Source organism: Pseudomonas sp. No.21, assembly GCF_054558415.1.
Window position 1 is genome coordinate 181142 of sequence record NZ_BAAJNO010000009.1, and the last position, 17918, is coordinate 199059.

At 67.0% G+C, this 17918-nt stretch carries 19 protein-coding genes; 13 read left to right on the top strand and 6 right to left on the bottom strand.

Annotation, left to right across the window (positions count from 1 at the left end):
- Window positions 1-73: 73 nt before the first annotated feature.
- A complete protein-coding gene (locus ACYJSS_RS20030) occupies window positions 74-691 on the top strand; it encodes a TetR/AcrR family transcriptional regulator (protein WP_111260318.1) in 618 nt (205 codons plus the stop codon).
- Window positions 692-850: 159 nt separating this feature from the next.
- Window positions 851-1387 (top strand): hypothetical protein, encoded by a 537-nt coding sequence (locus ACYJSS_RS20035; protein WP_111260317.1) that lies wholly within the window; start codon window positions 851-853, stop codon window positions 1385-1387.
- Between the two features lie 122 nt (window positions 1388-1509).
- Here ACYJSS_RS20035 and ACYJSS_RS20040 read toward each other — a convergent pair whose 3' ends face one another.
- Window positions 1510-2523 carry an AraC family transcriptional regulator gene (locus ACYJSS_RS20040; protein ID WP_111260316.1) on the bottom strand — a complete coding sequence of 338 codons (1014 nt, stop codon included), beginning with the start codon at window positions 2521-2523 and terminating at the stop codon, window positions 1510-1512.
- Window positions 2524-2668: 145 nt separating this feature from the next.
- On the opposite strand from ACYJSS_RS20040, the gene ACYJSS_RS20045 reads away from it, so the two are divergent.
- Together ACYJSS_RS20045 and ACYJSS_RS20050 are read left to right on the top strand one after the other, a co-directional pair.
- On the top strand, window positions 2669-3703 hold the full coding sequence (locus ACYJSS_RS20045) for a 2Fe-2S iron-sulfur cluster-binding protein (RefSeq protein ID WP_111260315.1): 1035 nt from the start codon (window positions 2669-2671) through the stop codon (window positions 3701-3703).
- 23 nt (window positions 3704-3726) lie between these two features.
- Window positions 3727-4899: an alkane 1-monooxygenase gene (locus ACYJSS_RS20050; protein WP_111260314.1), complete on the top strand. Its 1173-nt coding sequence runs from the start codon at window positions 3727-3729 to the stop codon at window positions 4897-4899.
- A gap of 64 nt (window positions 4900-4963) precedes the next feature.
- Here the strand turns inward: ACYJSS_RS20050 and ACYJSS_RS20055 are convergent, their stop codons facing one another.
- Both ACYJSS_RS20055 and arcD read right to left on the bottom strand, forming a co-directional pair.
- Window positions 4964-6295, bottom strand: a complete 1332-nt coding sequence (locus tag ACYJSS_RS20055; RefSeq protein ID WP_111260313.1) for a BRCT domain-containing protein — start codon at window positions 6293-6295, stop codon at window positions 4964-4966.
- Between the two features lie 156 nt (window positions 6296-6451).
- Window positions 6452-7879, bottom strand: a complete 1428-nt coding sequence (gene arcD / locus ACYJSS_RS20060; protein WP_111260312.1) for an arginine-ornithine antiporter — start codon at window positions 7877-7879, stop codon at window positions 6452-6454.
- Between the two features lie 240 nt (window positions 7880-8119).
- On the opposite strand from arcD, the gene ACYJSS_RS20065 reads away from it, so the two are divergent.
- The gene (locus tag ACYJSS_RS20065) at window positions 8120-8482 is read left to right on the top strand and encodes a DUF5064 family protein (protein WP_111260311.1); all 363 of its coding nucleotides are present in this window, start codon (window positions 8120-8122) and stop codon (window positions 8480-8482) included.
- Between the two features lie 132 nt (window positions 8483-8614).
- The gene (locus tag ACYJSS_RS20070; protein ID WP_111260310.1) at window positions 8615-9361 is read left to right on the top strand and encodes a substrate-binding periplasmic protein; all 747 of its coding nucleotides are present in this window, start codon (window positions 8615-8617) and stop codon (window positions 9359-9361) included.
- Between the two features lie 12 nt (window positions 9362-9373).
- Here ACYJSS_RS20070 and ACYJSS_RS20075 read toward each other — a convergent pair whose 3' ends face one another.
- Window positions 9374-9814: an anti-virulence regulator CigR family protein gene (locus ACYJSS_RS20075; RefSeq protein ID WP_111260309.1), complete on the bottom strand. Its 441-nt coding sequence runs from the start codon at window positions 9812-9814 to the stop codon at window positions 9374-9376.
- Window positions 9815-10041: 227 nt separating this feature from the next.
- Between ACYJSS_RS20075 and ACYJSS_RS20080 the strand changes: the two genes are divergently transcribed.
- The 4 genes from ACYJSS_RS20080 to ACYJSS_RS20095 all read left to right on the top strand — a co-directional run bounded on the left by ACYJSS_RS20080 (window position 10042) and on the right by ACYJSS_RS20095 (window position 13132).
- A complete protein-coding gene (locus ACYJSS_RS20080; protein ID WP_111260308.1) occupies window positions 10042-10797 on the top strand; it encodes a bestrophin-like domain in 756 nt (251 codons plus the stop codon).
- A gap of 280 nt (window positions 10798-11077) precedes the next feature.
- Window positions 11078-11767 carry a GNAT family N-acetyltransferase gene (locus tag ACYJSS_RS20085; RefSeq protein WP_111260307.1) on the top strand — a complete coding sequence of 230 codons (690 nt, stop codon included), beginning with the start codon at window positions 11078-11080 and terminating at the stop codon, window positions 11765-11767.
- A gap of 97 nt (window positions 11768-11864) precedes the next feature.
- Complete coding sequence (locus tag ACYJSS_RS20090) at window positions 11865-12344, top strand: hypothetical protein (protein WP_111260306.1); 480 nt, start codon at window positions 11865-11867, stop codon at window positions 12342-12344.
- Window positions 12345-12388: 44 nt separating this feature from the next.
- Complete coding sequence (locus tag ACYJSS_RS20095) at window positions 12389-13132, top strand: class I SAM-dependent DNA methyltransferase (protein WP_111260305.1); 744 nt, start codon at window positions 12389-12391, stop codon at window positions 13130-13132.
- Window positions 13133-13360: 228 nt separating this feature from the next.
- Here the strand turns inward: ACYJSS_RS20095 and ACYJSS_RS20100 are convergent, their stop codons facing one another.
- The gene (locus ACYJSS_RS20100; protein ID WP_111260304.1) at window positions 13361-14113 is read right to left on the bottom strand and encodes an SDR family oxidoreductase; all 753 of its coding nucleotides are present in this window, start codon (window positions 14111-14113) and stop codon (window positions 13361-13363) included.
- Between the two features lie 97 nt (window positions 14114-14210).
- On the opposite strand from ACYJSS_RS20100, the gene ACYJSS_RS20105 reads away from it, so the two are divergent.
- The gene (locus ACYJSS_RS20105; RefSeq protein ID WP_111260303.1) at window positions 14211-15152 is read left to right on the top strand and encodes a LysR family transcriptional regulator; all 942 of its coding nucleotides are present in this window, start codon (window positions 14211-14213) and stop codon (window positions 15150-15152) included.
- A 70-nt stretch (window positions 15153-15222) separates the two neighbouring features.
- On the opposite strand, the gene ACYJSS_RS20110 is transcribed toward ACYJSS_RS20105, so the two are convergent.
- Window positions 15223-15648, bottom strand: a complete 426-nt coding sequence (locus ACYJSS_RS20110) for a GNAT family N-acetyltransferase (protein ID WP_111260302.1) — start codon at window positions 15646-15648, stop codon at window positions 15223-15225.
- A gap of 409 nt (window positions 15649-16057) precedes the next feature.
- On the opposite strand from ACYJSS_RS20110, the gene ACYJSS_RS20115 reads away from it, so the two are divergent.
- Both ACYJSS_RS20115 and ACYJSS_RS20120 read left to right on the top strand, forming a co-directional pair.
- Window positions 16058-17026 carry a GlxA family transcriptional regulator gene (locus ACYJSS_RS20115; protein ID WP_111260301.1) on the top strand — a complete coding sequence of 323 codons (969 nt, stop codon included), beginning with the start codon at window positions 16058-16060 and terminating at the stop codon, window positions 17024-17026.
- 103 nt (window positions 17027-17129) lie between these two features.
- Window positions 17130-17834, top strand: a complete 705-nt coding sequence (locus ACYJSS_RS20120; protein ID WP_111260300.1) for an NAD(P)H-dependent oxidoreductase — start codon at window positions 17130-17132, stop codon at window positions 17832-17834.
- The last annotated feature ends 84 nt before the right edge of the window (window positions 17835-17918 follow it).

The window sequence follows — 17918 nt, forward strand, 5'->3', positions numbered from 1 at the left end:
AGCACCGTCAAGATATTTCCCGATGCTAAGATCGCCCCGCCCCGAAGCCCCCGGAACAAAGGCCCCGCCCCGCATGAGCAAGACACCCCAGCGCGCCCGCGACACCTACCACGTCGGCAACCTCGCCCCGCAGCTGCTGCAGGCCGCGCGGGAGATGCTCGAGGAAGTGGGGCCGACCAAGCTGTCGCTGCGCGCGGTCTCGGAGCGGGTCGGCGTCAGCTCCACGGCCGCCTACCACCACTACGCCAACCGCGCCGAACTGGTGGGCCAGCTGGCCGCCCAGGGCTTTCGCGAACTGGGCATCGCGCTGCGCCGGGAAGACAAGGGCAATGCCGGCCTGCAGAAGCTGCGCGACGCCAGCCTGGCCTACTTCAGCTTCGCCCGTGCCAACCCCGCGCTGTACCAACTGATGTTCGGCCCGGAGCTGGGCGGTGATGACCTGTCCGTGGATTACCGCGAGGCCCGCGATGACGCCTTCGGCGAGCTCAAGCGCATCATTGCCGAGATCCTCGGGCAGGCCATCGACAGCGCCGAAGTCCGCCGCGCCGCCCTGGCCGGCTGGTCCTACACCCACGGCCTGGCCTCGCTGGTCATCCACGGTGTGCTGCAACTCCCCGACTCCACCAGCGACGCCCGCTTCGTCGATAGCACCCTCAAGGGCTTCGAGCACCTGTTCCAGATCGGGGGATAGGTCGCTGCGGGGCCGAGTGGCACGCAACCGAACGGAGCACCGCATCACGCAAAACAAAGCCGCCGAGTTGGATGCGCTCGGCTGTTTTCCGGCCGTGCCTGTGCTAAAAAAGCCGCCCGGACCATCTGGCCGATCAGCGCTGACAAAGGAGCGACAAGCATGGGCAACTACTCACGGAGCGCAATCGCGTTGGCGCTGCTGCTGGCTGCGGGCACCGCGTTCGCCGAAGAGCCGGCGGAGAGCACCAGCACCCTCAAGGAGTCGGCCAAGGCCGCGGTCTCGACCGCTATCTCCGCCGGCAAGAACCTGCTGGGCGGCGCTTCGGAAGGCGTCACGGAAGGCCGTGAGTCCGCCCAGGGCGCGGACGGTGCCCTCGTCATCTCCCAGCTCGACCAGCTGGACGGCAAGGTCGACGTCAAGCTGCTGAAGGTCGAAGCCGTCGACGACAATCTGAGCGTCCTGTTCGGCTTCAAGAACCTCACCGACAAGCCGGTGCGCCTGATCAACCTCACCCACAACAGCGCCCTGCTGGCCATCGACAAGGACGACTACTCTACCAACCTGGTGCCGATGGAAAACGTCGATGAAGTCACCGTGCCGCCGAAGACCGGCGTACGCCAGAAGTTCCTGTTCCAGGGCCCGGTGGAAGGGCCGAAGTCGGTGCGCCTGTGGGGCCGCGACCACACCACTCAATAGGCCGCCGCCGGAAACACCCCGCCCTGCCCTGCGTGCCCCACTGTCTTGACACATGACGGGGCGCGCCGGCCTCGCTGGACAGAAGCCATCCTCGCGCTCTCGAAGCGCCCCCTGCGCAGCGGCTACGTCGCCTTCACCCGCAAATACTCCGACGGCGCCACGCCTTCCCACTGCCTGAACGCCCGCCGGAAGTTGGCCACGTCGCTGTAGCCGAGCACCTGGGCGATCTCCTCCACCGAGAGCCGCCCGGCCCTGATGTGCTCCAGGGCGAGCGCATGGCGGACCTCCTTGAGCACCTGCTTGAAGCTGGTGCCCTCGGCCAGCAGGCGGCGGTGCAGCGTGCGCGGTGTCATGCACAGAAGACGCGCGGTGACGACCAGGCTCGGGAAGGCGTTCTGCCGCTCCAGGATGAGCCGACGGACCCGGGCCCCGAGGGCGCTCGGTTCCCCCAGCTTCTGTAGTTCGCGCTGGCACATCAGCTCCGCCTCCCGGAAGGCCGCCGGGTCGGCCATGCGCAGCGGCGTATCCAGCAGCGCCGTGCCGAGGGTGAAGGCGGCCCGGGGTTGCGCGTAGCACACGGGGCAGCCGTACATCTGGCTGGCCAGCTCGGCGTAGGCCGGCTCGGGGAACGGGAGGCTGATCCGACTGATCGCCCCGCCGCCCGGGGTGATGGCATCGAAGATGTTCTTCACCGCCAGCATCACCGCCTCGATCACGGTCTGCTCGATCGCCCCGAGCGGATGGGTGGGCACGAAGCGCAGGTGCTCCTGCTGCGCAGCCTCATCCTGTTCGAGCTGCACCCGGACCAGCGTGATGCGCACGGCGAGGTAGCGCTCCAGCAGCTCGACGACCTGGCGCAGCGAGCCGCCCTGCAGGGCGGCGAAACCCAGCGCGCCATGGGTGCCGACGCCCAGCCGCTCGCCGATCAGCAGCCCCAGCGCCGGCTCCCCGCTCAAGCGCAACGCCTGCTGGATGAGTTCGCCGAACAGCTCGACCCGGGGCTGGTAGTGCGGGTCATCCAGTTGTTCGAGCCCGACGCCGCAATGGCCGAGCCACTCGGCGGGCGCCACGCCCATCACCCGCAGTTGCTCGGCGATCTGTCGCAGGTACTGCACGGGAAGCAGGAAGTCAGGCATCGGCGTCTGTGTTTCACGGGCGGATGGGCAGGGGAAAAAGTGTCAATTAATGACCCCCACAATGTCAATTGAGGCCCTCTCCGCCCCGCACGCAACGCCCCTAGGATGCAGCCGTCCCGACCTAACAAGCACAACAGGAGGACGCATGTTCGCATTCCTTTCCAGGCACCGCCCGAGCACGGTGCGGGTCAATGATGTCGAGATCAGGGCGAACCCCAGGGAAACCCTGCTGCACGCCGCGCTGCGCCACGGCATCGACTTCCCCCACAGCTGCCGGGTCGGCGGTTGCGCCACCTGCAAGTGCCGGCTGCTGGCGGGCCGGGTGCGTGAGCTGACCGAGGCCAGCTACATCCTCGACGACGAGGAGCTCGACCAGGGCTACATACTCGCCTGCCAGAGCGTGCCGCTGGGGGACCTGCGCATCGAGGTCGACCTCACACGCCACGCGGCCATGCGCCGGGTGCGCGGCAAGGTCGTCGGCCAGGCGAGGCTCACCCACGACATCACCCGGCTGGTGGTGCAGTTGCAGGACGCGTTGCCCTACAAGGCGGGCCAGTACGCGGCGCTGACGCTCGATGCCCTGCCCGGCCAGCCACGGCTGTTCTCCTTCGCCACGCCCCCGCGCCCGGATGGCCAGGTGGCCTTCTTCATCCGCAAGGTGCCCGGCGGGTCGTTCACCGGCCTGGTCGACGAGCGCTCGCTGCTCGGCCAGGGCCTGAGCCTGGAGGGGCCGCAGGGCGAGTTCCACCTGCACCCCTCGGCAGCGCCGTTGCTGATGGTCGCAGGCGGCAGCGGCCTCGCGCCCCTGCTGGCGATCCTGCAGGACGCCCTGGCCAACACCCCCGGGCGCCCCGCCACCCTGCTGTTCGGCGCGCGCCAGGAGCACGACCTCTACGCCCTGGACGAAATCGCCAGCCTCGCCGCGCAGTGGCCCGCCCCCTTCCGCTTCGTCCCGGTGCTGTCGCAGAGCGCCCCTGATACGCGCTGGAGCGGCGCACGCGGCCTGGTCACCGAGCACATCCCGGCGCTGTTGGAGACGGGCGCGCACGCCTACCTGTGCGGCCCGCCCGGGATGATCGACAGCGCCACCGCCCTGCTTCGCGAGCGGGGGCTGGCGCCCGGCAACATCCACGCCGACCGCTTCACCACGGCCCCGCACCCGGCGGCCGTTGGCGCCTGAACCCTACAACAAGAGAAACCGCCATGAATCCGTTGCACTACCTCAAATTCTTCCTGTTCCACGTCGTCGGGCTGGCCGCCGTGCTGTCGCTGCTCGCCGGCGGCCCCTGGACGACCGCTGGGCTGCTGGCCGTCCTGGCCTTCTACCTGATCGGCGATGCGTTCGCGGGGGATGACACCAGCACCCCGCGCTTCACGTACCCGGCCATCCTCACCGCCCAGCTCTGGCTGGCCCTGCCCCTGCTGGGGCTGATCGTCTTCACGGCGCTGTGGAGCGTCAGCGAGGGTGATCCGCTGGGCTTCGGCGCCGCCCTGGGGCGCCTGAGCGGTCAGGACCTGCTCGCCGCCCGCGACGCCACCGCCATCGGCCATCACCTCTCCGCCTGGCTGCTCACCGGGCTGATGATCGGCATGATCGGCACCATCACCGCCCATGAACTCACCCATCGCACCTGGGACCCGGTCTCCATGCTGATCGGGCGCTGGCTGCTGGCCTTCAGCTTCGACACGGTGTTTTCCATCGAGCACGTCTACGGCCATCACCGCTACGTCTCCACCACCGAAGACCCGGCCACCGCACCCCGTGGGCGCAACGTCTATGTCCATGTGCTCGCCTCGACGCTCAAGGGCAACCTGAGCGCCTGGCGCATCGAACGGCGCCGGCTCGCCCGCAAGGGGCAGAGCCTGTTCGGCTGGCACAACGCGGTGCTGCGGGGGCATGGCATGAGCCTGCTGCTGGTGGCGGCCGCCTTCGGCATCGGCGGCTGGCCGGCGGCGCTGTTCTTCGTGGCCTGCGCGCTATGGGGGAAGGCATTGCTGGAGATCGTCAACTACATGGAGCACTACGGCATGGTCCGCAACCCGGCCACCCCGGTGCAGCCTCGCCACTCCTGGAACACCAACCGGCGCATCAGCTCCTGGGCCATGTTCAACCTGACCCGCCACTCCCATCACCATGCCCAGGGCGAAGTGCCCTACCAGGACCTGCGCCCCTTCCCGGACGCACCGATGATGATCGGCGGCTACCTGACCACCATCCTGGTGGCGATGATCCCGCCGCTGTGGCACCGGCTGATGACGCCCAAGGTGCTGGCCTGGGACCGTGACTTCGCCAGCGAGGAAGAACGCCAGCTGGCGAAGGAGGCGAACCGGCGCAGCAGGATTCCCGCGATGCTGGCGCGGGCGGACGAGGCCTGATCGACGGGTTGTCGGATGCAACGAGCGGCGCCGCCTACCCCGGTGACCGCTCGAACACCCGCGCTCAGATGGCCCGCGTGTACAGGGGCTTGAGGAAACCGTGCCGCGCCAACCCTTGCGCCAGCGCACGGGGTATCACCGCGTACGAGGGCTCGCCAGGGCGCGTGTGGAAGATGAAGTCCCACGCCTCGCTCTCCGAGGCCATGTCGTGCAGCAGCCGCAGGAACGGCTTGGGAAAGGTGTCCTCGGAGAACTTGAACGACGCGCTGTAGGGCCTGCCCTCGAACCGGCAACTGAGCGTGAAGCTGCCCTGGGTGCCCGGCTTGCTCCGGTACTGGATATCCTCCAGCGGCAGCCCCGAGTAGGCGGCGATCCGCGCCAGCGCATGCCCATAGCCCTTCTCGTCGGCCTCGAAGAGGTAGGGCGCGTAGCGGGTGATCTTCGTGTGGTGGTCGCGGAACAGGTGGGAGATGCCCCATGCCGTCTTCGGGTCCAGCGGGCCACGCAGTTCGGCCGGGATGTCCCGCGCATGGCGATACGCCTTGAACTTCGCGGCCAGGCCCGGATGCCACTCCCGCGCGCTTTCGAGCTGCGCCTGGTAGTAGTGCTCGTTGAGGTAGCCGCACCCACGCAGCACGGCGAGCACGTCTTCGAGTACCTCGGCGGGCAGCGAGACGACCGGGGCGTCCTTGTCCGGAAAGCAGTACTGGTAGGCGATGACGGGGCCGTCTTGCTGCTCCTGCTGAGGCGCCTCGCTATCCACCGCAAGCGTCTCGCCACCTGCCAGCACATCCAGCAGCTCGTCCTCATCCATGGTCCTGATGCCAAGGGCTTCGGCCTTGCCGGTCTTGTCGGCCCCCGGCTTGCTGCCCATCACCAGCAGCGTGGTCTTGCCGTTGACGGACTTCTGGATGATGCCGCCCTTCTGGGCGATCAGCGCCTCCAGTTGCGGCCGGGTGTAGTCCCTGAAGGCGCCGGTGACCACCACGTGCCGGCCGACGAAGCCAGAGGTCGGCGAAGGCAGCCAGCGCCACGGGCGCGCGGCATGGTCGTCGAAGTACTCGCACGCGTCATCCATGTAGAAGGTTTCCGCGGTGCTCGAGTCGAAGGCGCTGATCTCGATCTCGGTCGCGCCAAGGAAATGGAAGAACGCCACCAGCACCTCGACCTCCAGGGAGCTGGCCGACTCGAACTCCAGGTGGAACAGCCCGTCGCTCTCGCGCAGGGTGATGGCCGCCGCGAAGATGTCGTCGACATCGTAGAGCGTCTCCTCGACGTCCATCGCCTCCACCGCCGCGTAGTCCTGCGCGTTCACATGGCGCACGAAGGTGCGGATGGCGTCCTGCGCGGCAGCGCCGTCCGCTTTCATGTACAGGTTCAGAGAGAGCGATGACATGGGATTCTTCCGTGAAAGGTCGGCCTGGTGGCGGACGGCGAGCGTGCGGCAAAGCACGGGATAAATCCGCGACGCAGACACGCAAATCACAACGAGCTCCACGTGCTTTCGCGGCGGGCGCCTATCGCCACCCCGCCCTGGAACCCGTCGCTCGCCTCACAACGTCAGCAACCCGCTGTACAGGCCATAGGCCGCCACCCCGGCGCCAAGGATCACGCAGGCGAAGATGCCCCTCTCGATCGAGGTGAACAGCGGTTCGCCCTGCTCGTGCTTGGCCTTGGCGAACAGCAGCACCCCGGGCGCGTAGAGCAGGGCCGAGAGCAGCAGGTACTTCACCCCGCCGGCGTACAGCAGCCAGACCGCGTAGCTCAGCGCGATGCCGCTGACGAACATGTCGCGCGCACGCTCCCCTGCGGCCCCCTCGTAGGTCTCGCCGCGCTGGCTCAGCAGCAGCGCATAGGCGGCGGACCACAGGTAGGGCACCAGGATCATCGACGACGCGAGGTAGATCAGGCTGGTGTAGGTGCCGGCGGAGAACAGCGTGATCAGCAGGAACAGCTGGATCATCCCATTGGTCAGCCACAGGGCGTTGACCGGCACATGCTGGGCGTTTTCCCGGCAGAGGAATGCCGGCATGGTCCGGTCCTTGGCCGTGGCGTAGAGGATTTCCGCGCAGAGCAGCGCCCACGACAGCAGGGCCCCGAGCAGGGAGATGGCCAGCCCGACACTGATCAGCAACGCCCCCCAGGGGCCGACTATGCGCTCCAGCACCGCCGCCAGCGACGGGTTCTGCAACTGCGCCAGTTCTGGCTGGCTCATGATGCCCAGCGACAGCAGGTTGACCAGCACCAGCAGCGCCAGCACGCCGAGGAAACCGATGACGGTGGCGCGCCCCACGTCGGCGCGCTTCTCCGCCCTCGCGGAATACACGCTGGCCCCCTCGATGCCGATGAAGACGAACACCGTCACCAGCATCATGTTGCGCACCTGCTCCATCACGCTGCCGAACTTCGGGTTGCTGCTGCCCCAGATGTCGCGGGTGAAGATTTCGGCCTTGAAGGCGACGGCGGCGATGACGATGAACATCACCAGCGGCACCACCTTGGCCACGGTGGTGAGCTGGTTGATGAACGCCGCTTCCTTGATCCCGCGCATCACCAGAACGTGCACGGACCACAGCAGCAGCGAGGCGCAGCCTATGGCGATCGGCGTATTGCCCTGGCCGAACACCGGGAAGAAATAGCCGAGGGTGCTGAACAGCAGGACGAAGTAGCCGACATTGCCCAGCCAGGCGCTGATCCAGTAGCCCCAGGCCGAAGAGAACCCCATGTAGTCGCCGAACCCGGCCTTGGCGTACGCGTAGACGCCGGAGTTCAATTCCGGCTTGCGGTTGGCCAGGGTCTGGAACACGAAGGCCAGCGTCAGCATGCCCACCGCTGTGATCGACCAGCCGATCAGTATCGCGCCGGCATCGGCCCGCTCGGCCATGTTCTGCGGCAACGAAAATATCCCGCCGCCGATCATCGAACCCACGACCAGGGCGATCAGTGCACTCAAGCGAAGCTTCTGTGCCGGTTGCGTCATTCCCGCGGCTCCCCTGCCAGAGAGGGCCTCACCACGAGGCCGCCACCCAGTGATTCAAACAAGCACAAAAAAGCCGGTTCCGCCTGCCGACGAACGTCCGTGGGCCGGCGATCGCGCGTGCGCACCCGCCGGGAAGCCCGCTTTACAAAGCCCGAAGACAAACTAGCGTTCAATGACCGACGCCCCGCCCGGCGAAACCCGCCCCCAGCCGGCAACCCGCATCTTAAGGAGGAGAACCCCATGGCCACGTTCGAACCCGGTCGCCTGCACATCGAGCGCCATGCACTGAACGAGCACGATGTGAGCTACGACCTGTGCATCGACTACCAAGTCTCCCAGGACCCGAAGGAAGGCAAGGGCATGCTCTTCACCCTGCACGGCAGCATCATGGGCAAGGAGCTCAAGGAAACCTTCTTCCTGCCCAAGGACCTGGCCTACAACTTCGCCAGCAACGTGACCAAGATCGCGGAGAAGTACGGCATTCCCAAGGCCCTGAGCAGCATCGGCTCGATGCACAAGCACTACGACGCGATGTTCGCGGATGTGCGGGAGCAACTGAACGCACAATACGGCGAACCGGTGAAGCCGGAGCATCTGGAATAACCACCCCGCCGGCTGCGCGCATCGTCCCAGCGGCGCGCAGCGTTCGGTCTTATGGTGTATCCGGCCTGATACCGCCGCTATGCTTGCCCCCGATTCCCTCCCCGAACGGCTCCAGTCCACCAGGCAGAACATGTGAAGTCGGTCTTTACTGCAGCGCTGCTCTGCCTGGTGCTCGGCACCACGGCCAGGGCGGAGCGATACCAGGTCGTCACCGAAGAGTGGGCGCCCTACAACTACCTTGAGAACGGCCAGCTGACCGGCATGGCCACGGAGGTCGTGCGGGCCATCATGGCGCGCACCGGGGACGGCTTCGAGATCGCGGTAATGCCCAGCATGCGCGCCGCCCACATGCTGCAGACCCGCCCCGGGACCATCATGTACTCGATGTTCCGCACGCCGGACCGGGAACCGCTGTACAAGTGGGTCGGGCCTATCGTCGAAGAATCGATCCATCCCTACCAGTTGTCCGACACCCCCGTCCCGGTGAGCTCACTGGAGCAACTGATGCATGCGCCACGCCTCACCACCCGCCACGCCGGCCTGGTGCCGAGGGTGCTGGAGTCGCTCGGCTTCACCAACCTCGACAAGAGCGCAGCAGAAAGCCAGCAGCTCTACCGCATGCTGCTGGCCAGGCGAACCGAGTTGATCATCGGCGATACCGATGCGGGCGTGAGCTACTACAGCCGCCAGCTGGGTATCGCGCCGGACACCCTGCGCCGGGTGCCCGTCGAGGTCTATCGCTCATCCCTGTACATCGCCTTCAGCCGCGATTGCGACGACGCGCTGATCGACGCCTGGGCCCGCGCGCTGGAGCAGCTGCGGCGCTCGGGCGAGCTGGAGCGCATACGGCGCCGCTATGAATCGCCCGCCGAGCCTTGAGCGAGGGCGGGGTCAGTCCAGTACCCCGTGCAGCACGTCCTGGATCACGCCCGTGGCGATGGCGATCAGCAACAGATCGGTACCGGCCTGCTGCCACTCGTAGCCCTCGTAATGGGGAAGCCTGCCGAGCAGCCGGCTGTCGAGCTTCCTGGCGATCCCGGGCGGAAGCGGCTTGCCCCGTGCCAGGTTCTTCTGGATGCCCGGCGGCAGCGGGGCGCCGGGGCTCCAGTAGCCACGGTTGTCATCGAGGATGATCCTCACGCCGCCGATATCGACGCTCGGGCCACCCTGCCAGTCATTCCCCCCGCCCTGGCCCTGGTGCCCCTGGCCGCCATGCTGGCCGCCCTTGTCGTGCTTGTTGCCCTTGCCGTTTCCCGGGTCGGCCATCGCGGGGGCCGCGATGATCAGGGCCCCTCCGAGAAGCGCCGCCAGCAATGTAGTGAGCCTGGACATACGAACCCCTCCTGCAGGGACATAACGATCTGCCGAGTCTAGCCCTTGCGCGGCATCCCGCCGACGCCGGCAGCCAGCAGCCGGTGTCGAGAACGGCGAACTCCCGCGGAACCGGGTCGCCAGAACCAAATGCACCGGTACCGTTCGAAAAGCACAGCGGCGTGTTGCTCGCGCAGCTAACGTGGTACTGCCCCAACCTGCCCGCGCGGATAACGAGAACGACGCCTATGGAACCCATCTGGATTGCGCTAGGGACATTCACCTGCCTGCTGGCGGCATCCCTGCTGATGATGCAGCTGTACCCCAAGCTCTCGGCCCGGCACCGCGACGAGGACACCAATACCGTGGTGCGGCTGGTCGCCAACATCTTCGTCGTCATGACCTCACTGGTGTTCGGCCTGATGATCAATTCGGCCAAGAACACCTTCGAGGGCATCGACGCCAGCATGCACGGCTACGCCACGAGCCTGATCATTTTCGACCGTACGCTGAAGAACTATGGCGAGGATGCGCAGAGCACACGCAACCACCTGGCCGCGTATGTCGAGCGCGCCATCGCCAACCCCTACCGGGGCGATGAAGCCCTGCAGCACCGCACGAGCCCCGCCACGCAATTTTTGGACGAGATCGGCGTGGCGCTCGCTGCCATCAAGCCCCACAACCGATACCAGGAAACCCAGCTGAGCGACCTTCGCCAGCAATATCACTCGCTGGTCGAACAGCGCTGGAGAATCGTCGAACAGTCCGAGGGCACGATGCCCCTGCCCCTGATCGGCATGCTGGTCGCCTGGATGACCCTGATCTACGCAAGCTTCGGCTACCGGGCTCCGCGCAACCCGATGGTGGTCAGCATGTTCACCACCTCGGCGATGCTGATCGCAGCCTCGGTCTATCTGGTGCTGGACATGGATATCCCCTTCCACGGCCCCATCCAGATTTCCGACGCACCGCTACGAAGAGCGTTGGCGGAAATCCAGATGTAGAGGCTGGCCCGAACTCGCTCGCCAAGTGGCAGCGGGAAGGCGTGCTCGATCCCGGCGGTCACGTTCTTGCCGCCGCAGTCCTTGCCCGTCGTGATCAGGCAGCGGCCGACCCGGGTGAGTTCGACCCCGCATGAGACGTGATCCTCCCCTCGAGCCCCCCACCGGCTCACATTCATGTGCTCGAAAAACGCTCGGGCGGGGGCGGCGAACACGCACTCCGGCGCTACAATGTCGCCCGCGCCGATTCCCCGGATCGGGCACGCCCGGAGCCCGCTTCACCATGTTCACCCTCGTACACCTGGACACACCGCCGCCCGAGTCCCTGAAGAATCAGGTTCTGCAGATGGTGGTGGACTACTTCAGCGACATCAGCCCGGTGTCGCTGACGCCCAGCAATCCGCTCTATCAGCTGTATCAGTACGTGATCGGCTACGAGGTGCACCTGTACCTGCAGGCCATGGACGCCACCCAGGCCAGCAGCGCACGCCTGGTCCTGGCCCTGGACGATGAAGACCCGTCGCAGGTTCGCGGCTTCGCCCTGTACCTGCCGAGCCAGGACGATGCCGAGGCCGCCACCCTGGCCTACCTCGCCGTCCAGGCCAGCCACCGTCGGAACGGCATCGCCCGGGCCATGCTGCAGCGCGTGATCGAGCAGCGCCCCCATGTCGAAGTGGCCTGCGCGGCCGGCAAGGCGCCGGTCTTCGAGGCGATGGGCTTCCGGGTGCTGGCCGCGCAAGGGCCGCATGTCCTGCTGAACACCCGCGCCCATCGCTCCAACGGCATGGTGGCGGTGCAGAACCTCGCGCCGATATTCGAGTCCAGAGAAGTGCGGCAGATCCACGCCTACCTGGTTCAGCAGCACGGCAAGAAGGCCCTGAGCGAGGCCGAGAGCAAACGCGACCGCCTGCTCGACCAGATGGCCTACCAGGCCGAGATGCTGGTGAAGGAGCGCTTCCCAACGATTCACTGAAGGCCCCAGCCAGCAGGCATGAAGCCAGGGCGCCCGACCCGGGCTGGATGAGCATTGCGCAACACGAACACAGCCACACCACATGAGGAGTCCACTCATGGCATCCGCCGACAAACAGCGAAAACGAGCCCAGCGAGCCAAAGCCAAGGCGAAACAGAACCGCTCGGGGAAACCCAGGACCACCGCCCTGCATCCTCTTCTGGCCGACCCGCTGATCAACGAGCCGTTTCACAGGGTGCTGATCGACCTGGACGCCTTCGATTTCAAGGACATCGAAGCGAATGGTTTCAACCCGGCAGACTACGACGACCTGTTCCGGATGATGAGGTACGGCGAGCGCATCAGCCTGCTGGCGATGTGCGTGGTATTCCTCCAGTACCCGGTGCTGGAACGGGTGCTCGCGGAGCAGACGCCGGATTCGGCGATCAATTTCACCATGGCGCTGCTGACGACCTACCGGGACATCTTCCACGGTGAAGACCCGGATACGGCCCTGGAATGGATGGGCAGCGACGCCTTCCAGAGCGCCTATAACCAGGCCTCGGCCATCCTGCAGGAGAGGAATTCGCGCCGCTGAAGTACCATGCCGCGCCGACACTCCATCGACCCCTCTGGCCGCCTATGTCCTCCAACGCGCTGTACACCGACCTGTCCCATTACTACGACCTGATGTGCGCCGACATCGACTACCGCGCACAGAGCGACAGCGTGCGACGACTGCAGCAGCTGTTCGGCAACCCGGGTCGCAGGCACCTGGACCTCGCCTGCGGCACCGGCCCGCACGTGCGCCACTTCCTCGACTTCGGCTACCGCAGCGCCGGCCTGGACATCAACCAGCCGATGCTGGATATCGCCCAGGCGCGCTGCCCCGAGGCCGCGTTCAGCCGGCAGGACATGGCCAGCTTCCGGGTGGACGAACCCCAGGACCTGATCACCTGCTTCCTCTACTCCATCCACTACAACCCGGATCTGCAGCAGTTGCGGGCGTGCCTGGCCAGCGTCCATGACGCGCTCGCGGAAGACGGCGTGTTCTGCTTCAACACGGTGGACAAGGCCCAGATCGACAACCGCTCCTTCGTGCGCCACACCGTGGAGCACGAGGGCAGCCTGTTCACCTTCGGTTCCGGCTGGTATTACGCGGGGGAAGGCGACCGCCAGGCACTGCGCCTCGGCATCGAGAAGACCACGGCCGGCGTGACCCAGGCCTGGCAGGACGAGCACCCCATGGTCGCCCTGAGCTTCGCCGAGCTGCAGCAGCTGTTGCAGCCGCAGTTCGAGGTGCACCTGTTCGAGCATGACTACGAACGCATCACCCCCTGGAATGGCACCTCCGGCAACGCCCTGTTCGTCTGCGTGAAGCGCTGAGCCGCGCCATGCTTGCGAATGCCTTCAAAACCACCAGCCGGCTTGCCATCGCGCTGTCACTCGCGGGCCTGGCCGGCTGTGCCTCCGATGGTGGGTCGGGCGAGGCCGCCGCCGTCGGCGCCCTGCTCCTGCCATGCCCGCCAATGTCGACCCCAGCCTGGTAAACGCCGCCGTCGGCTCAGTCCGGGAGTATCCGCAAGCTCCGCTCCTGGATTGATGCCGGGCCATTCAGACCAGCCTGGCACCGCCGTCGATGTTCAAGGTCGCGCCATTCATGAAGCCGTTGCTCATCAGAAAGACCGTAGCAGCGCCCGCCTCCACCGCGGTGCCGAGGCGGTGCAGCGGCAACGTCTGTTCCAGCGCCGCGACGAAGGCATCGCGCCCCTCGCCCAGCGCCTTGCCGAAGAGCGGGGTGTCGATCGGGCCGGGCGACAGGGTGTTGACCCGGATCGGCGCCAGTTCCAGCGCAAGACCACGCGCCAGCGCCTCCATGGCGGCGGAGGCGGCGGCCAGCACGGCTGTGCCGTGGGCGTTGGGGCGCTCCGACAGCATTCCGGAAATGAAGGTGATGGAGCCGTCTTTCGCCAGGCGCTCACCCAGGGCGCGAATGGCGTGCACCGACGCCCACATGCGCTCATCGAACGCCCGGCGCAGCTGGTCGAGCTCGGCATTCAGCACCTTGCCCACTGCATAGGAGCCCGCGAGCAAGACCAGGTGGTCGACTTTCGGGATATCCGCCAGCGCGGCCTGGACGGCATCGCCATCGGTCACGTCCGCTGCGCGCCAGGCGTCCAGGCCGTTGTCGCGGGCGGCCCGTTCGGCACGGGTGGCATCGGAGCCGATCACGGTGACGTGGGCACCCTGGGCCTTGGCCTGGATGGCGGCGGCCAGGCCGATGCCGGAGGTGCCGCCGAAGATCACCACGGTGCGGCCATTCAGATCGGTGGGCAAAGCGTGATCGAGAGCGAGAGGGAAAGTCATGGGTCATCTCCTGAAACGCCGAAGTGGCGTCGATGGGAGAAGGCTAATGGCGGGACCTCGCATTGATAATCAGGCCGCATGTCGCTTTACTTATGCCATGAAGGAATCAATTGGCCTGGACCGCCTGACCGGTCTCATCGCATTCGCCCGCGCGGCCTCCCTGGGCAGCTTCACCGCTGCGGCCCGGGACCTGGCCGTGTCCCCATCGGCCATCAGCAAGAGCGTGCAGCGCCTGGAGCAGCACTTCGAGCTGAAGCTGTTCAGCCGGACGACCCGCTCGCTCACCCTGACGCCGGAGGGGCAGGACCTGTACGAGCGGGCGCTGCGCCTGCTGCGCGAGGTGGAAGACATCGAGCAGGCCGCCGTCGCCACGCGCGCCGAACCCTCCGGCCTGTTGAAGATCACCGCCCCGCCGCCCATCGGCCTGAACATCCTCGCGCCAGCCATCCCACGGTTTCGCGAGCGCTACCCCAGGCTCACCATCGACCTGCGCCTGGGCGACCCCTACGCGGACATCATCGAGCAGGGCATCGACGTCGCGGTGCGCGTGGGCAACCTGGCGGATTCACGGCTGATCTCGAAGAGCCTGGGGCCTCACCGGATCGCCGCGTTCGCCTCACCGGCCTACCTGGCCAGGCACGGTACGCCGCGGCAACTCAGCGACCTGGCCCACCATGACTGCGTGAACTTCCGCTACCAGAGTTCCGGCCAGGCACTGCGCTGGCCGTTCAGCGTGGATGGGAAAGTGGTCGAGGTGGAGCCGGACCCGGCCATCGTCATCGATGCCAGCGACGCGGTGGCCGCCGTGCTCGCGGCCGGTGGCGGGATCGGCATCTCGCCGACCTATGTCGCGGCCCCCTACGTCGCTCGCGGTGAGCTGACGCCGCTCTTCCCCGAGTACGTGGTCGACCGTTCCGCCATCACCGCGCTGTGGCCGGAAAGCCGCCGGGGCAGCCCCAACGTCAAGGCGTTCGTGGGGTTCATCGCCGAGCTTTTCTCGGCCCCCACGGCCTGGGACGAGATCGTGCGAGGGGCTTGAGCGGCCGACACGGCAGCTGCCAGGACGGCGCCGTCGCCCTGCGTGCCGTCACACCGAGGGCACCCGCCCATCAATCCAGCCGCTTCTGGAAGTAGAAACGCCGGTGCCCCGGCGGGAAGTCCTCGACCTGCCCGAACGCGGTGTAGCCGTGGCGCTTGTAGAACTCCGGCGCCTGGAAATCGAAGGTGTCCAGCCAGATGCCGACACAGCCCTTCTCGCGCGCCGCGCGTTCGGCCATTTCCATCAATTGCGATCCCGTGCCCTGCCCCCGCGCCTGCTCGGGGATGGCCAGCAGCTCGATGTACAGCCAGCGGTAGAAGATCTCCCCGTAGAGCCCGCCGATCACCTCGTCGGTCCGCTCGTCACGCACCAGCAGTGCCAGCGTTTCGCGCTGCGGGTCGCCGGCCTTGGCCCGGTTGTGCGCCCGCAAGGGCTTGAGGATGGCGGCGCGGTCGTCCTCGCTCGGGGTCGCCGTCACGTCGATACGGGTGTTCATGCGCCAGTCCCTAGACATTGAGATGGGTGGAAACAGACCGGCCCTTCCTCGAACCGGCAGGCCACTATGTCGATGCCGGGCGCACGAGTAAATAAATCCACGCGCCGTACCAGCGCTCTTGTGGGAGCGAATTCATTCGCGATTACTCCCAGCCGACCACCGCAGGCCCCATCGCCCACCTTCGCGCATGCCGCCCATGTAGGGTGGACGACGCTTCACCCGTCCACCATGCGCGGTTCCACCGTGGCACGGCACAGCATGGGTTTCGCACAGCTCCACCCATCCTACGGAGAGCACACCCGCGCAGTGGCTCGGCGGGCCGCACTGGTGAGATGGGATGGGCCGAAGCTTTTGCGTGCGCCCCCACGCAGGTGTAAAAAGACGCCACTTCCATGCGGATAACGCCAACATGCCCGTTGCGGCCATCTACCTCTACGACCAGTGCTACGCCTCCAGCGTCAGCGGTTTCGCCGATGTCATGCAGGTGGCCAATGCGCACCTCGCCGCACAGGGCTCGGCGGAGCAGTACAGCTGGTCGTTCATCTCCGCTGCGCGGCAGGTCACGGCGAGCAACGGGTTGCCGCTGAAGTCACGGCGGGCCGAGGCGGACGAGCGTTTCGACATCGTCTACATCCCCGCCTGCCACTACCCGGGCTACCACGGCTTCCGCGCCCTGCTCGACCAGCAACGCCCGCAGTGGCTGGTGCACCAGTGGGAGATGGGTGCCGAGCTGATCGCCACCTGCACCGGCACCTTCCTGCTGGCCGACACGGGCCTGCTCGACGGTCGGGTCGCGACCACCACCTGGTGGCTGGAGGAGCAGTTCCGCTCCTGGTTCCCGGCGGTGGACCTGCAGATGGCGCCCATCCTCACCCAGGCCGACCGGCTGTTCTGCGCCGGGGCGCTGTCGTCCTACCACCTGCAGTCGATCCAGACCGTCGAGCGCCATTCCGGGGCGGCCCTGGCGGCGCGCTGCGCGAAGAGCCTGCTGATCGACGTCAGCCAGACACTGCAGACCCCCTTCCTGCCGCTTCTGGCGCACCGCTCCCACGAGGACGCGCTGGTGCGCCGGGCCCAGGACCACCTGGAACGGCACCTGGCCGAGCCCGTCCGCCTGGCGGACCTGGCGCAGCGCCTGGCGGTGAGCGAGCGCACGTTGATACGGCGCTTCCAGCAGGCCGTGGAGACGACGCCCCTGGCCTACCTGCAGAACCTGCGCATCGAGGCCGCCAGGGCGCTGCTGGAAACCGGCAACCAGCGCGTGGAAGACATCGCCCAGGCCGTGGGCTACCAGGACGGCAGCTCGTTCGTGCGCCTGTTCCGCGAGCGCATCGGCCTGACGCCAGCGGCCTATCGGCGCAAATTCCGCTTCGACTGACAGGAACCCGTTGTCGGCATCCGCATATCCGGCGTCATCTTTGCCTCTGTGACGGCGGCGCCCGGCCCCCTACCCTGGCGCCCAGTCCAACCGAGGTGCCTTTATGAACGTCCTGATCGTGCACGCCCATCCCGAACCCGCGTCCTTCTGCTCGGCGCTCTGCCGGGCGGCGGCCGAGCACTTCCGTGGCCTCGACGCCAGCGTGGAGGTCTCCGACCTCCATGCCATGGGCTTCGACCCGGTGGCGAGCGAGCGGGACTTCACCGAGCGGGCCGATGCCGACTACCTGGTCTATGCCCTGGAGCAGCGCAACGCGGTGAAGCACGGCCTTCTGCAACCGGACATCCAGGCGGAGATCGACAAGGTCCGGCGCTGCGACCTGCTGATCCTCAGCTTCCCGGTCTACTGGTATTCCATGCCCGCCCTCCTCAAGGGCTGGATCGACCGCGTGTTCGTCTCCGGCCTGTTCTACGGCGGGCGGCGGATCTTCGACCAGGGCGGCATGCGCGGCAAGCGCGCGCTGGTCTGCGCCACCCTGGGCGGGCGCGAACGGATGTTCTCCGCCGAAGGCATCCACGACGATTTGCGCGAGCTCTTCCGCCCGCTGCTCAAGGGCACCCTGGGCTATACCGGCTTCGATGTGCTGGAGCCCTTCTTCGCCTACCACGTGCCCTACCTGGACGATGCGGCGCGCGGCGCCATCCTCGGCGACTGGCGCCAACGGCTGGCCGGCATCGACGGGCAAGCGCCGCTGGAGATGCCCGTCACAGGCGACTACGACGCCCACTTCGAAGCGCGCATCCGCTGAGGCCCCGACTCGCGGCCCCACTGCGCTTTCTGCACCTTCGCACTCGCAATCGGGATTCTTTGATCCACACTTCTGTCGGTGTCG

Excerpts from the sequence above, each read along its gene's own strand:
- ACYJSS_RS20090 (WP_111260306.1), top strand. The coding sequence starts at position 11,865 with ATGGCATCCGCCGACAAACAGCGAAAACGAGCCCAGCGAGCCAAAGCC.
- ACYJSS_RS20115 (WP_111260301.1), top strand. The coding sequence starts at position 16,058 with ATGCCCGTTGCGGCCATCTACCTCTACGACCAGTGCTACGCCTCCAGC.
- ACYJSS_RS20050 (WP_111260314.1), top strand. The coding sequence starts at position 3,727 with ATGAATCCGTTGCACTACCTCAAATTCTTCCTGTTCCACGTCGTCGGG.
- ACYJSS_RS20075 (WP_111260309.1), bottom strand. The coding sequence starts at position 9,814 with ATGTCCAGGCTCACTACATTGCTGGCGGCGCTTCTCGGAGGGGCCCTG.
- ACYJSS_RS20080 (WP_111260308.1), top strand. The coding sequence starts at position 10,042 with ATGGAACCCATCTGGATTGCGCTAGGGACATTCACCTGCCTGCTGGCG.
- arcD (WP_111260312.1), bottom strand. The coding sequence starts at position 7,879 with ATGACGCAACCGGCACAGAAGCTTCGCTTGAGTGCACTGATCGCCCTG.
- ACYJSS_RS20045 (WP_111260315.1), top strand. The coding sequence starts at position 2,669 with ATGTTCGCATTCCTTTCCAGGCACCGCCCGAGCACGGTGCGGGTCAAT.
- ACYJSS_RS20040 (WP_111260316.1), bottom strand. The coding sequence starts at position 2,523 with ATGCCTGACTTCCTGCTTCCCGTGCAGTACCTGCGACAGATCGCCGAG.
- ACYJSS_RS20110 (WP_111260302.1), bottom strand. The coding sequence starts at position 15,648 with ATGAACACCCGTATCGACGTGACGGCGACCCCGAGCGAGGACGACCGC.
- ACYJSS_RS20035 (WP_111260317.1), top strand. The coding sequence starts at position 851 with ATGGGCAACTACTCACGGAGCGCAATCGCGTTGGCGCTGCTGCTGGCT.
- ACYJSS_RS20030 (WP_111260318.1), top strand. The coding sequence starts at position 74 with ATGAGCAAGACACCCCAGCGCGCCCGCGACACCTACCACGTCGGCAAC.
- ACYJSS_RS20065 (WP_111260311.1), top strand. The coding sequence starts at position 8,120 with ATGGCCACGTTCGAACCCGGTCGCCTGCACATCGAGCGCCATGCACTG.
- ACYJSS_RS20085 (WP_111260307.1), top strand. The coding sequence starts at position 11,078 with ATGTTCACCCTCGTACACCTGGACACACCGCCGCCCGAGTCCCTGAAG.
- ACYJSS_RS20120 (WP_111260300.1), top strand. The coding sequence starts at position 17,130 with ATGAACGTCCTGATCGTGCACGCCCATCCCGAACCCGCGTCCTTCTGC.
- ACYJSS_RS20105 (WP_111260303.1), top strand. The coding sequence starts at position 14,211 with ATGAAGGAATCAATTGGCCTGGACCGCCTGACCGGTCTCATCGCATTC.
- ACYJSS_RS20055 (WP_111260313.1), bottom strand. The coding sequence starts at position 6,295 with ATGTCATCGCTCTCTCTGAACCTGTACATGAAAGCGGACGGCGCTGCC.
- ACYJSS_RS20095 (WP_111260305.1), top strand. The coding sequence starts at position 12,389 with ATGTCCTCCAACGCGCTGTACACCGACCTGTCCCATTACTACGACCTG.
- ACYJSS_RS20100 (WP_111260304.1), bottom strand. The coding sequence starts at position 14,113 with ATGACTTTCCCTCTCGCTCTCGATCACGCTTTGCCCACCGATCTGAAT.